A 13,047-nucleotide genomic window follows, 5' to 3' on the forward strand; every position below is an offset into this window, starting at 1 on the left:
CAACCATTAAATCCGTATACCCATCAGAAAAACCGCCGTTAATAAACAGAACCGCCCCCGCAGCCAGAGGCTACGAGGGCGGTATCAGACACCTAACTAGCGATTTAAATCACTCGCTTTAAATCGTGGCTTCGGTTTCCGTCACTTCTGCTGCAAAAGCGGTTTTCTCTTCTTCGGTAATCTCTTTCATCGACAGCTTCACGCGGTTGCGGTTGTCGATATCGAGTACCTTCACGATCACGTCATCGCCTTCGTTTAAGAAGTCACGCACGTTGTTAACGCGCTCTGCAACGATCTGCGAGATGTGCACCAGGCCGTCAGTACCCGGCATGATGTTAACGAACGCACCGAAATCGGCAATACGCACTACCTTACCGTTATACAGCTTGCCGATTTCCGCTTCTGCGGTAATCGCCAGGACAGTATCAATGGCACGCTTGGCCGCGGCTTTATCTTCCGCGTAAATACGCACGGTGCCATCGTCATCAAGGTCGATAGAAGCGCCGGTGTCTTCGCAAATTTTGCGAATGGTCGCGCCACCTTTACCGATGACATCACGAATCTTGTCAGGATCGATTTTGATCGTGGCCATAGACGGCGCGTTGTCCGAGACATCGGTGCGGCTCTGGCTGATCACCACATTCATCTGCTCAAGAATACTCAGACGCGCGGCTAGGGCTTGCTGCAGCGCGAGCTCCATAATCTCTTCGTTGATGCCTTCGATCTTGATGTCCATCTGCAGGGCAGTAATGCCCTCTTCAGAACCGGCAACTTTAAAGTCCATATCGCCCAGGTGGTCTTCGTCACCCAGGATATCGGTCAGTACCGCAAAACCGTTATCGTCTTTTACCAAGCCCATGGCAATACCGGCCACCGGCGCTTTCAGCGGTACGCCCGCATCCATCAGGGCAAGTGAGGAGCCACACACGGACGCCATCGAGCTTGAGCCATTAGACTCAGTAATTTCGGACACCACACGAATGGTATACGGGAAGGCGTCAGCAGAAGGCAGCATAGCCTCAACACCGCGGCGCGCTAGACGGCCGTGGCCGATTTCACGACGCTTGGGGCCACCCATAAAGCCAGCTTCGCCTACCGAGTAGGGAGGGAAGTTGTAGTGCAGCATAAAGCGATCTTTACGCTCGCCTTCCAGTGATTCAATCAACTGCGAATCACGTAGGGTGCCGAGTGTCGCCACGGCAATTGCCTGGGTCTCACCACGGGTAAAGATGGCAGAACCGTGCGTTTTGGGCAGTACGCCAACTTCAATGGCCAACGGACGTACCGTTTGGTTATCACGACCGTCGATACGTGGCTCACCTTTAACCACGCGTGAACGTACCACACGTTTTTCAAGAGCAGCGAAGGCACCCTTCACGTCATCTTTAATGAACTTTTCATTAACGGGTTCGCCTTCTACGGCGGCCAGCTGCTCAATCGCCTGATCTTTTAGCGCTGCCAGGGCGTCCTGACGCTGCATTTTATCGGTGATGCGATAAGCATCGCCCACCTGGGCTTCAAAAGCATTTGCCATGGCAGTTTTCAGCGCCAGATTTTCTTCGGCTGCCTGCCACTCCCAGCGCGGCTTGCCCGCTTCGGCAACTAGCTCGTTGATCGCAGTAATCGCAACCTGCATCTCTTCATGCCCGAACAGTACAGCACCCAGCATTTCATCTTCGAGCAGCTCTTTGGCTTCTGACTCAACCATCAACACGGCTTTTTCAGTACCGGCAACGACCATGTCCAGCTCAGAGGTAGCCAGCTCTTCAACCGTTGGGTTAAGGAAGTAGCCTTGCTCTTCGTTAAAGCCTACCCGTGCAGCGCCAATAGGGCCTTTAAACGGTACACCAGAGATACTCAGCGCTGCAGAAGTACCAAGCAGTGCGGCAATATCCGGATCGTGGTTACGATCGGTGGAGAGAACGGTACACACCACCTGCACTTCGTTCATAAAGCCTTTCGGGAATAACGGGCGAATGGGGCGATCAATCAGACGCGAGGTCAGTGTCTCTTTCTCAGTGGGGCGCCCTTCGCGCTTAAAGAAGCCGCCAGGAATTTTGCCCACTGCATAGGTTTTCTCTTGGTAGTGTACCGAGAGGGGGAAAAAGGGCTGGCTCGGGTTAGCGTCTTTACGCGCTACCACAGTACACAGCACAACGGTGTCATCCATAGTGACCATGACAGCGCCGGTGGCCTGGCGAGCAATACGCCCGGTTTCGAGCGTGACGGTGCTACGACCGTACTGGAACGTTTTCTTTACCGGATTCACAGCGACTTCCTTCAGCATTATCAATATCTACTTGTCTATTCGTTTAGGTCGTTTTGACTCGTTACCATTCTAGGCGCTGAAACGCGATAGGGCTACCAGTTCCCTCTCGTGATTAAAAAACGAGGCATAAAAAAACGGGCAGCTCACACAGGGAGCTGCCCGTTTTGATCGTTGCCGTTAACGCTTAACGACGTAGACCTAAACGCTGAATCAGAGACTGATAGCGTTCGAAATCTTTACGCTTTAGGTAGTCCAGCAGCTTACGACGCTGGTTAACCATGCGGATCAGACCACGACGTGAGTGGTGATCCTGTTTGTTGGTCTTGAAGTGGTCCTGCAGGCCATTGATGTTGGCGCTCAGCAGAGCAACCTGCACTTCAGGGGAACCGGTATCGTTGTCGCCGCGGCCGTATTCGGTGACGATCTCGGCCTTCTTCTCAGCGGTTAAAGCCATCTGTATCTCCAGTAAGCAATATGCCTAAAAATGAATGGGTGAGACCACGCATATTTGCAGTCTCAAGCTGCTACTTTCCACTAGCTAATTTCTACTAACTAGCTTCCCGCAGACGGCTGCCTCCTTGCAACGCTGTTTACGAGATAGCGACAGTACTTAACAGTCGCTTCGGTGCCACTTCCTGGGCCCCTTTCACTACGCCAAGGCCGATAAACGTCTCGGCGTAATAAAGTCTGGCTAACGCATCCGGTGCTAATGTGCCGGTCGTCAGGTTGGCAGGCTGTCCATGGGCCAAACGGGTGTGGGCAGTATCGTCCACCGTCAACGACGGCAAGTGATCCACCAGCACATCCACCGGCATGAGTTCAGCTTCCAGTGCCGCTTGATCGGCCAAGGCTTCAAGTGCCTCTAACGTCCACATCGCATCGGCTAAAAAAGGCCCTGTTTTGAGCCTTCTTAGTTGACTGATGTGGGCGCCACAGCCAAGCGCTTGACCAATATCTTCGGCTAACGTGCGAATGTAAGTGCCCTTACTGCAGCTTACTTCCAACTCGAAAGCGGTACCGTCAAACGCCAGCAGGCGCGCATCATACACGCTTACGCGCCTGGCTGCACGCTCTACGTGTTTGCCTTCGCGGGCCAACTCGTAAAGTTTTTTACCATTATGCTTTAAGGCTGAGTACATGGGTGGCACTTGGTCAATCTCACCGCGAAAGCGGGTGAGCACAGCTTCCACGTCATCGACGCTTAAACTGGGAACCTCATGCTGCTCAATAACTGTACCTTCTGCATCGCCGGTATCGGTGATCACACCCAGCTCTACGCGGGTGCGATACACCTTATCGGCTTCCAGCAAGTGCGATGAGAACTTAGTGGCTTCCCCCAGGCAAATCGGCAATAAGCCGGTTGCCATAGGATCTAGCGTGCCGGTGTGCCCAGCTTTTTGAGCCTGAAACAGCCGACGAACACGCTGCAGCGCATGGTTGCTGGAGACGCCCTTAGGCTTATCCAGCAGCAGTACACCATTAACCGGCAGACCGCGACGTTGACGCGCCACTAGCGAGTTTCCTCACTTTGCTCGGTGTCGGCATCATTCTCATCGTCTTGATAGCGCGCACGGTCAGTAGTCACAGCCTCATCAATCAGTGAAGAGAGATGTTGGCCGCGTACCACGCTTTCATCATAATGAAAGCGCAGTTCCGGCACGTGACGCAATTTAATGCGCTTAGCGATCTGACTTCTCAGAAAACCAGCAGCGCGCTTAAGCACCTGCAAGTTCTCTTTAATACGCTCGGGTTCTTGCTCACCCAACAGCGTGACATAGACATCGGAGTAGCCAAGATCACGGCTAACGGTGACACCGCTGACCGTGACCATGCCTAAACGCGGGTCTTTCACTTCGCGCTGAATAAGTACCGCCAGCTCCTTTTGGAGCTGGTCGGCTACCCGGTCGGTACGCTTAAATTCGCGCATGTTTAGCTCCTCGCAGCCTTACAGGCTACGCTCGACCTTCACTTGGTCGAAGACTTCGATCTTGTCGCCGACTTGGACATCGTTGTAGTTCTTCACGCCGATGCCACACTCCATACCGTTGCGCACTTCTTGCACATCGTCTTTGAAGCGGCGTAGCGATTCGAGTTCGCCTTCGTAAATCACCACGTCATCACGCAGCACGCGGATCTTCTTATTACGGTGTACGCTGCCTTCAATGACCATACAACCGGCGATGGCACCAATCTTCGGCGCACGGAAGACATCACGCACTTCAGCAACACCGACGATCTCTTCTTTCCACTCAGGCGCGAGCATACCGCTCATCGCCTGTTTGACCTCGTCGATCAACTGGTAGATAACGCTGTAGTAGCGTAGATCCAAGCCTTCACGCTCGATGATCTCACGGGCAGCCGCGTCAGCACGGACGTTAAAGCCGACCACGATGGCTTCAGAGGCTAGCGCCAGGTTGGCATCGGTACCAGTGATACCGCCGACACCAGAGGAGACCACGGCCACTTCAACTTCACCGGTAGAGAGCTCTTCAAGAGCGCCTTTGATCGCTTCCAACGAGCCTTGTACGTCGGCTTTGAGGACGATGTTGACCTTGGCCACTTCGTCTTGGCCCATCTGGCTAAACATGTTCTCCAGCTTGGCCTTCTGCTGACGCGCCAGGCGCACTTCGCGGTATTTGCCTTGACGGAAGTTCGCCACTTCGCGGGCTTTCTTCTCGTCGGCCACGACCATAAAGTCATCACCGGCATCCGGCGTACCGCCCAAGCCTTGGATTTCGACCGGCATGGCCGGGCCAACCGAATCAACCTGCTGGGCAAGTTCGTTGGTCAGCGCACGTACGCGGCCGTAGTGCAGGCCTGCCAGGACGATATCGCCCTTTCTCAGCGTACCGTTCTGAACCAGTACGGTAGCGACCGGGCCGCGACCTTTATCAAGGCGTGACTCAACGACAACACCTTTACCCGGCGCGGAAGGCACGGCTTTTAGCTCAAGCACTTCGGAGGCCAGCTGGATCGCTTCCAGCAGCTCTTCCATGCCTTCACCAGTCTTGGCAGAGACGTGAACAAACTGCGTATCACCGCCCCACTCTTCCGAAATCACGCCGTGCTGGGAAAGCTCGTTCTTGATGCGGTCCAGATCAATGCCCTGCTTATCGATCTTGTTCACCGCCACCACCATGGGTACTTCAGCGGCTTTAGAATGCTCAATAGCCTCAACCGTTTGAGGCATCACGCCATCATCCGCAGCCACGACCAGGATAACCACGTCGGTAGCTTTAGCACCGCGGGCACGCATGGCGGTAAACGCCGCATGGCCTGGGGTATCCAGGAAGGTGACGCCACCGTGGTTATCTTCCACGTGGTAGGCACCGATGTGCTGGGTAATACCACCCGCTTCACCGGTCGCTACTTTCGCTTTACGGATGTAATCGAGCAGCGAGGTTTTACCGTGGTCAACGTGACCCATCACCGTCACAACGGGTGAACGGGTGATCTCTTCGCCTTCATAGGAGATGCCTTCCAGCATTTCCGTTTCCAGCGCGTCATCTTTCACCAGCTTCGGCGTGTGGCCCATCTCTTCCACCACGATCGCAGCCGTATCCTGATCGATGGTTTGGTTGATGGTCACTGCCGCGCCCATGTTAAACATGGCCTTGATGACTTCGTTGGCTTTGATCGACATTTTGTCGGCCAATTCTGCCACGCTGATCGATTCAGGGATCGACACTTCACGCACAATCGGCTGTGTCGGCTTCTGGAAAGCGTGCTTGCCATTGCCGGTCTGGTTGCCACCACGGCGACCACCACGACGTTGCTCGGCACGTTTTACCTTCTTACCACCGCCACCGCGTTTGCGCTCTTCGCGATCACCGCGATCTTCATCGTCACGACGGCCCTTGGCCTTTGCAGCGGTCTTTTTCGGCGGCGCAGTACGGCGATCCGAACGGCCTTCTTTCGGCGGCGCCGGCGGCATATCATCGCCAGACGGTGAGTCATCAATCTCAAGATTGGGGACTTCGATATCCGTTGCAACCGGTGCTTTAGGTGCTGCAGGCGCTTTCGGCTTAGCTTCAGCCTCTTTGCTACGCGCAGTGGCTTCAGCAACCTTGGCAGCACGCGCTTTCTGTGCGGCTACTTTCTCTTCGGCTTCACGCGCATCATTTACTTTGCGTTCGGCTTCCGCTTCTGCCATATCACCGACTAACTGGCGTGGGCCAGTGTAGCTAGGCTCTGCAGCTTTCGGCTTCTCATCTTCAGCGCTTTTAACGTAGGTTTTTTTCTTACGTACTTGCACTTCAATGGTTTTGCCGCGCTCACCGGTATTGATGCGAGTGCGTGTTTTACGCGTTAGCGTGATGCGATTTTTACCCGCCTCAGCTGTATCGCTACCGCCATGGCTCTTCTTCAGGAAGCTCAGCAACTTGTGCTTGTCTTCTTCAGACACAGCATCACTTTCTCGAGCGTGCTTTAAACCGGCTTCTTTCATTTGCTCTAATAGGCGAGGCACATCACGGCCCACCTTTACTGCGAAATCTTTAACTGTCATATCTGACATATTGACCCTCCTCAGCCCGTGACCTGTTTACTGTGTGTTCGAATCCGATACGTCTTCGTCTTCAAACCAGGGCGCACGGGCAGTCATGATCAGTGCCGCTGCGCGCGCTTCGTCCAACTCCTCGATATCGACCAGATCGTCGACAGACTGCTCGGCGAGATCTTCCATAGTGACAATGCCGCGACTGGCCAGGATGAAGGCCAAGTGGCGCTCCATGCCCTCCATCTCCAGCAAATCTGCTGCTGGCTGGGCACCGTCCAGTGCTTCTTCCGAGGCAATGGCCATCGTCAGCAGTTCGTCTTTCGCACGTGCACGTAGCGCTTCGACTAATTCTTCATCGAACTCTTCGATTTCGAGCATTTCTTCCAGCGGCACGTAGGCTACTTCTTCCAGGGTTGTGAAACCCTCTTCCACCAACAGGCGGGCGACATCTTCATCCACTTCAAGATGCTGGATGAAAGAGTCGACCAGGCTATCAATTTCTTGGTCGCGCTTAGACTCCGCTTCCTCTTCGGTCATCACGTTGATACGCCAGCCGGTAAGTTCAGAGGCTAAACGCACATTCTGACCGCTACGACCAATGGCCTGAGCAAGGTTATCTTGCGCCACCGCCACATCCATCGCGTGGGCATCTTCATCCACTAAGATAGACCCAACATCGGCGGGTGCCATGGCGTTAATCACAAGCTGGGCAGGATTGTCGTCCCACAGCACGATATCAACGCGTTCGTTTTGCAGTTCCGAAGAGACCGCTTGAACGCGCGAACCGCGCATGCCCACACAGGCTCCCACAGGATCAATGCGGCGATCATTGGTTTTTACCGCAATTTTGGCACGCGACCCCGGGTCACGCGCCGCACCTTTAATCTCAATCAACTGCTCGGCGATTTCAGGCACTTCAATTTTGAACAGCTCAATAATCAGCTCGGGACAGGTCCGCGATAGCTGAAGCTGAGCACCGCGAGCATCTGGATCCACTTTAACCAACAGTGCACGCACCCGCTCATTCATGCGGTAACGCTCACCATGAATCATTTCATTGCGCGGCAAAAACGCTTCAGCGTTCTCGCCCAAATCAATGATCAGACCGTCACGGGTAGTCTTTTTAACAATACCCGCCACCAACTCGCCTTCACGATCAGCATATTGGCGCACGACTTCAGCCCGCTCAGCCTCGCGCACTTTCTGCACGATAACCTGCTTGGCGGTCTGCGCAGCAATACGTCCAAATGCAGCGTTTTCGATGCTTTTCTCGACAACGTCGCCTAACTTAAGCGGCGGATCACGCTGCTCGGCAATCGTTTCTTTAATTTCGTAATCAGGTGTTTCGAATTCGTCATCTTCCACAACGGTCCAGAAGCGGAAGGTTTCGTACTCCCCTGTGCGACGGTCAATATGCACGCGCACATTGGCTTCTTCTTTGTCAAAACGTTTGCGTGACGCGCTCGCAAGAGCGGCTTCTACCGCCTCGAAGATAACGTCGCGCGGGACGCCCTTCTCATTGGAGATCGCGTCAACGACCATTAAAATTTCTTTACTCATGCGTATGCCTCGCCAGAAAACCTATCCTTATGTGCATCACCCCGGCAGCCTGCCGACAGCGTCGCCACTCGGTCAATCGTCGAACTGCGGAACAATGTGAGCAGAATCAATACTTTCAATTGGAAAACAGTACTCTTCGCCATCCAACTGCAGCAGTATTTCATCCCCCTCAACACCGACCAAAAGCCCTTGGTACTTGCGCCGCCCATCAAAGGCAGTGCGCAGCTTGAGCGCGACATGATGACCTTGAAAGCGGGCAAACTGATCCAGGGAATACAAGGGGCGTGCCATGCCTGGCGAAGAGACTTCCAGCCGATACTCTCCGGCAATGGGGTCTTCCACATCCATGACTGCACTGACTTGGCGGCTAATATCTGCGCAATCTTCCACGCTGACACCATTCTCGCGCTCGATATAGATCACCAGCCGCGAATTTTTGCCCTGGGAAAGATGGTCGATGCCCCATAGCTCAAAGCCCATGGCGGCAACAACAGGTTCGATCAGCGCGTGAAGCGCAGCGTGTTTAGTGGCCACAGACAAAGCTCCTACAGCCGTTGCATCAGGCACCTGACCAGGAGTTATCAGAAAAGCTAGGTGGCTGATTGGCGTTACTCGGGAATGTGTCGCCGGCTATCCGAACGACATCCGCTATTAAGATATTCTTGCTAGTCAAAAGCTGCTAACAAAAAGCCCCTTCACTGGAAGGGGCTTTTTAAAATAAACCTTGAGTACCATCGTAGCAACATGTATCAGGCTTAACCTGTTAAGTGTGGTTGCTTTTTTCATTACTCGAAAAACAACCCATCACATGTAACTAGAAAATGGTAGCGGGGACCGGATTTGAACCGATGACCTTCGGGTTATGAGCCCGACGAGCTACCAGACTGCTCCACCCCGCATCAATCTAGGTCGTCGATAATAGACACTTACTTTGCTTACGTCAAGAACTACTTACGTAAACTGCCTTGCTGTCTAAAGCGACAAACCTAATTTTCTCTAAACAAAACAACTACTCTGGGAAGCTAGCGAGCCAGCAAAACAGATGGTGCCGAAGGCGGGACTTGAACCCGCACGACCATACGGTCACTACCCCCTCAAGATAGCGTGTCTACCAATTCCACCACTTCGGCAACAGGGGAGGCTAAAAACAACGGCGACTGAATCATCAACTACTTAGTCACTGCTTTCCTCTAGCACTGGCGCGGTATTATCCACACCTGCAGGCCTGTCGTCAAGCGTCGGAATACCCTGCTGCTGCTCAATTAAGCGCGAGTCTGGAATACCCGCCTCTGGCGCCTGAACAGCTTGCGTAGCAAAGTAGGCTAGCGCCATTGAGGTAACGAAGAAGCCTGCCGCCAAAATAGCCGTAGTCCGCGACAAGAAGTTACCGCTACCCCGCGAACCGAAGACCGTTTGTGACGCTCCGCCCCCGAAGGCGGCACCGGCTTCGGCGCCTTTACCCTGCTGAAGCAGAATGAGTACCACCAGGGCGACCGCAATCACCACATGGATCATAAGAATTGCAACTTGCATGGCGTTATCCTGCTGACTGACAAATGGCATAAAAATCATCGATCTTCAGTGAGGCTCCGCCCACTAGACCGCCGTCTATATCCGGCTGAGCAAGCAGCTCCGCCGCATTACTTGCATTCATGCTACCGCCGTAAAGCAACCGCAGCTGCTCTGCCAGCGACTTATCAAACCCCGCCTGATAGGCCCGAATACCGGCCATGACCTCCTGGGCCTGTTCAGGCGTCGCCGTACGCCCGGTACCAATCGCCCATACCGGCTCATAGGCAATCAAGACCTGTTTACGCTGATCAGGCTCTAAGCGGGACATAGCGTATCCCACTTGGCGCAGCACCACATCCATGGTGCGGCCCGCATCGCGCTCCTCCAGGGACTCTCCAACGCAGAGAATCGGCGTTAGCTCTACACTTAAGGCAGCTAATAACCGCGCGAAAACTTGCTCATCACTCTCTTTATAGAGCTGACGTCGCTCCGAGTGCCCTACCAGCACATAGGCAACCGTAAACTCTTTCAGCATACGACCACTCACTTCGCCGGTATGCGCGCCCGAGTGAAGAGGATTCAGGGTCTGCGCACCCAGTGTCAGCACCGTTCCTTCAAACGCCTGATGCGCCGCAGCCAAATAAGGAAACGGCGGAATGATAACGACATCTACATTCGTTGGCGACGCTGCGGCGGAGAAAGCCTGGCCGAACTCATTGATCAACGCCACGGAACCGTTCATCTTCCAGTTACCGGCAATTAAAGGCGTACGCATCGACTGTCCTCACTCAAGGTGGAGCGAAATGGTATAGGAGCGGCCTTGTCAAGACAACCGCTGTTGCAAGTCCAGGCTCGCTTTGTTGAGCAACATGGTGGCGTAAGTTAGCTAAGCAAGGTCTTCACTTGCCCGGCCAAATTACGTGCCAACTGGTCAACATCTAAGTGAGCGCGCCCTTCTACCATGACACGAATCAGTGGCTCAGTGCCTGACGGACGCAGCAGCACTCGCCCCTCATCGCCTAGCTCTTGCTCCAAAGCGGCAACCGCTTGCTGAAGAGGCGCAGACTCCATCAATTGCTTAGCGTTAGCATTGGCGGGCAAGCGTACATTAATGAGGACTTGAGGCACCTTTTCCAACTCTTTTAACAGTGTCGGCAGGCTTTTTTGCTCTCGCATCATCAGTGCCAATACCTGTAGCGCCGAGACAATCCCATCGCCCGTCGTTTGCACATGACCACACACAATATGTCCAGATGACTCGCCGCCAAGCTCCCAACCATTGTTAGCCATACGCTCCATGACAAAGCGATCCCCAACATTGGCTCGCTCAAAGGGAATACTCAGCTTATCAAGTGCCATCGCGAGGCCAAAATTGGACATCAACGTCCCCACCACACCGCCTTCAAGCAAACCACGCTCATGCCGGTCACGGGCGATCAAATAAAGAATATCGTCGCCATCCACTTCACGACCATCGCCATCCACCAGCAGCACCCGATCACCATCGCCATCAAAGGCAATTCCTAAGTCTGCGCTCTGTTGGATCACCGCAGCACGCAGCGCCGCAGGATGCGTGGAACCCACCTGCTGATTGATGTTGAGTCCGTCAGGGGAGGTGCCAATGGTCGACACATCAGCGCCTAGCTCACGAAAAACGTTAGGCGCGATATGGTAAGTGGCGCCGTGGGCGCAATCTAAAACAATCTTAAGGCCATGCAGGCTAAGCCGGTCGGGCAAGGTCGATTTACAAAACTCAATATAACGGCCCGCCGCATCGTCAATCCGTGTTGCTTTGCCCAGTTGAGCAGCCTCAGCGGTCGTCAGCGGCGCTTCAAGCATGGCTTCGATACGGTCTTCCGTTTCATCGGGCAGCTTTTTACCCTCAGCGGAGAAAAACTTGATGCCGTTATCATCGAATGGGTTATGCGAGGCGGAAATCACGATGCCCGCATCGGCGCGAAACGTACGAGTTAAGTAAGCGATCCCCGGCGTGGGCATCGGCCCTAGTAATGAGACATCGACACCCGCTGCGGAAAGACCTGCTTCCAACGCTGACTCAAACATATAGCCAGAGATACGCGTATCCTTGCCGATCAATACCCGGGTTCGCCCTTTATCCCGGCGTAGCACTTGACCCGCCGCCCACCCCAACTTAAGCATAAAGTCAGCCGTAATGGGTGCTTTACCCACCGTACCGCGAATACCATCCGTCCCAAAATAGCGCCTTGTCATACGTTAGACTCCTTATTCAACGACGGCTCACAGCCTTCCTGTAGCACCGCCCACGCCATATTGACCGCATCCACTGTGTCACCGACATCATGCACGCGTAGAATATTGGCACCGCGCTCTACCGCCATCGCAGTAAGCGCCAAACCACCTGCTAGACGCTCCTCGATTGGACGGCCTAATACCTTACCAATCATACTTTTGCGTGACATTCCTACCAATACAGGAAGCTCCAGTGTCTGCAGCGTTTCCATGTATTTGAGTAAGCGTAGATTGTGTTCGACGGTTTTGCCGAAGCCAAAACCAGGATCAATTATTATCCGATTACGACGTAACCCTGCGGCTTCACACTCGGCAATACGGCGTGCCAAATAGTCAGCCACTTCCTCTTCTATTGGGCGCTGATAAGCAGGCGCTTGCTGCATATTCTGGGGCTCGCCTTGGCGGTGCATTAAACAGACAGGCAACCCACTGCCTACCGCTGCTAGCAGCGCGCCTTCTCGCTCTAAAGCGCGCACATCGTTAATCATTCCAGCACCTAATTCGCCAGCCTCGCGTATCACCGCCGGGCAGCTGGTATCCACTGAGACCAACGCATCCAGCTCGCGCACCAAGGCCTCAATCACGGGCGCCACACGATCCAACTCCTGCTGTGAGCTGACTGGCTCAGCGCCTGGGCGGGTCGACTCCCCACCCACATCAATGATTGCCGCCCCTTCCGCCAGCATCCGCTCGGCATGACGCAACGCATCGTCTAACGCCACGTGCTGACCACCATCAGAAAAAGAGTCCGGCGTCACATTTAATATGCCCATCACGTGGGGAAACGATAGATCTAATAGGTGCCGCCCACAGCGTAGATGGAAAGCGTTGGCGGAAGTTTGCGTAGAAGAAGCGTCCAGAATTGATTTCATGCTGCAGCCTGATCAAGAAAAAAAGCATTGCTGTCGTATGCGTACAGCATAACAAAAAAGGCACC

The 13,047-nt window shown here is 54.1% G+C and carries 11 protein-coding genes and 2 tRNA genes; all 13 read right to left on the reverse strand.

The window, feature by feature from the left end; translation table 11 throughout:
* Positions 1-118: 118 nt before the first annotated feature.
* The 13 genes from pnp to folP all read right to left on the reverse strand — a co-directional run bounded on the left by pnp (position 119) and on the right by folP (position 12,982).
* Positions 119-2,287: a polyribonucleotide nucleotidyltransferase gene (pnp, locus tag ACQKE4_RS14580; RefSeq protein ID WP_427389090.1), complete on the reverse strand. Its 2,169-nt coding sequence runs from the start codon at positions 2,285-2,287 to the stop codon at positions 119-121.
* Between the two features lie 166 nt (positions 2,288-2,453).
* Positions 2,454-2,723, reverse strand: coding sequence for a 30S ribosomal protein S15 (rpsO, locus tag ACQKE4_RS14585; RefSeq protein ID WP_007111823.1), 270 nt, complete (start codon positions 2,721-2,723; stop codon positions 2,454-2,456).
* 136 nt (positions 2,724-2,859) lie between these two features.
* The gene (truB, locus tag ACQKE4_RS14590) at positions 2,860-3,780 is read right to left on the reverse strand and encodes a tRNA pseudouridine(55) synthase TruB (protein WP_427389091.1); all 921 of its coding nucleotides are present in this window, start codon (positions 3,778-3,780) and stop codon (positions 2,860-2,862) included.
* On the reverse strand, positions 3,780-4,196 hold the full coding sequence (rbfA, locus tag ACQKE4_RS14595; RefSeq protein WP_427389092.1) for a 30S ribosome-binding factor RbfA: 417 nt from the start codon (positions 4,194-4,196) through the stop codon (positions 3,780-3,782). Before rbfA ends, truB begins: the two co-directional genes overlap by 1 nt.
* Before the next feature lie 18 nt (positions 4,197-4,214).
* The gene (infB, locus tag ACQKE4_RS14600; protein WP_427389093.1) at positions 4,215-6,785 is read right to left on the reverse strand and encodes a translation initiation factor IF-2; all 2,571 of its coding nucleotides are present in this window, start codon (positions 6,783-6,785) and stop codon (positions 4,215-4,217) included.
* Positions 6,786-6,812: 27 nt separating this feature from the next.
* Positions 6,813-8,327, reverse strand: a complete 1,515-nt coding sequence (gene nusA, locus ACQKE4_RS14605; RefSeq protein WP_290836221.1) for a transcription termination factor NusA — start codon at positions 8,325-8,327, stop codon at positions 6,813-6,815.
* 72 nt (positions 8,328-8,399) lie between these two features.
* Complete coding sequence (rimP, locus tag ACQKE4_RS14610) at positions 8,400-8,861, reverse strand: ribosome maturation factor RimP (RefSeq protein WP_290836220.1); 462 nt, start codon at positions 8,859-8,861, stop codon at positions 8,400-8,402.
* Positions 8,862-9,149: 288 nt separating this feature from the next.
* Positions 9,150-9,226: transfer RNA gene (locus ACQKE4_RS14615), tRNA-Met, on the reverse strand.
* A gap of 144 nt (positions 9,227-9,370) precedes the next feature.
* Positions 9,371-9,457, reverse strand: a tRNA-Leu gene (locus ACQKE4_RS14620).
* A 43-nt stretch (positions 9,458-9,500) separates the two neighbouring features.
* Positions 9,501-9,860, reverse strand: coding sequence for a preprotein translocase subunit SecG (gene secG / locus ACQKE4_RS14625; protein WP_427389094.1), 360 nt, complete (start codon positions 9,858-9,860; stop codon positions 9,501-9,503).
* Between the two features lie 4 nt (positions 9,861-9,864).
* On the reverse strand, positions 9,865-10,614 hold the full coding sequence (gene tpiA / locus ACQKE4_RS14630) for a triose-phosphate isomerase (RefSeq protein WP_427389095.1): 750 nt from the start codon (positions 10,612-10,614) through the stop codon (positions 9,865-9,867).
* 107 nt (positions 10,615-10,721) lie between these two features.
* Positions 10,722-12,071, reverse strand: coding sequence for a phosphoglucosamine mutase (gene glmM / locus ACQKE4_RS14635; protein ID WP_427389096.1), 1,350 nt, complete (start codon positions 12,069-12,071; stop codon positions 10,722-10,724).
* The gene (gene folP, locus ACQKE4_RS14640; RefSeq protein WP_427389097.1) at positions 12,068-12,982 is read right to left on the reverse strand and encodes a dihydropteroate synthase; all 915 of its coding nucleotides are present in this window, start codon (positions 12,980-12,982) and stop codon (positions 12,068-12,070) included. Before folP ends, glmM begins: the two co-directional genes overlap by 4 nt.
* Between the last annotated feature and the right edge of the window lie 65 nt (positions 12,983-13,047).

Source organism: Halomonas sp. NPDC076908 (genome assembly GCF_050269715.1).
In the GTDB taxonomy this organism is placed as follows: Bacteria; Pseudomonadota; Gammaproteobacteria; order Pseudomonadales; family Halomonadaceae; genus Vreelandella.

What these genes read in the sequence shown, in the direction of transcription:
- glmM (WP_427389096.1), bottom strand. Translation starts at nt 12,071, where the DNA reads ATGACAAGGCGCTATTTTGGGACGGATGGTATTCGCGGTACGGTGGGT.
- rbfA (WP_427389092.1), bottom strand. Translation starts at nt 4,196, where the DNA reads ATGCGCGAATTTAAGCGTACCGACCGGGTAGCCGACCAGCTCCAAAAG.
- pnp (WP_427389090.1), bottom strand. Translation starts at nt 2,287, where the DNA reads ATGCTGAAGGAAGTCGCTGTGAATCCGGTAAAGAAAACGTTCCAGTAC.
- folP (WP_427389097.1), bottom strand. Translation starts at nt 12,982, where the DNA reads ATGAAATCAATTCTGGACGCTTCTTCTACGCAAACTTCCGCCAACGCT.
- tpiA (WP_427389095.1), bottom strand. Translation starts at nt 10,614, where the DNA reads ATGCGTACGCCTTTAATTGCCGGTAACTGGAAGATGAACGGTTCCGTG.
- nusA (WP_290836221.1), bottom strand. Translation starts at nt 8,327, where the DNA reads ATGAGTAAAGAAATTTTAATGGTCGTTGACGCGATCTCCAATGAGAAG.
- infB (WP_427389093.1), bottom strand. Translation starts at nt 6,785, where the DNA reads ATGTCAGATATGACAGTTAAAGATTTCGCAGTAAAGGTGGGCCGTGAT.
- secG (WP_427389094.1), bottom strand. Translation starts at nt 9,860, where the DNA reads ATGCAAGTTGCAATTCTTATGATCCATGTGGTGATTGCGGTCGCCCTG.
- rpsO (WP_007111823.1), bottom strand. Translation starts at nt 2,723, where the DNA reads ATGGCTTTAACCGCTGAGAAGAAGGCCGAGATCGTCACCGAATACGGC.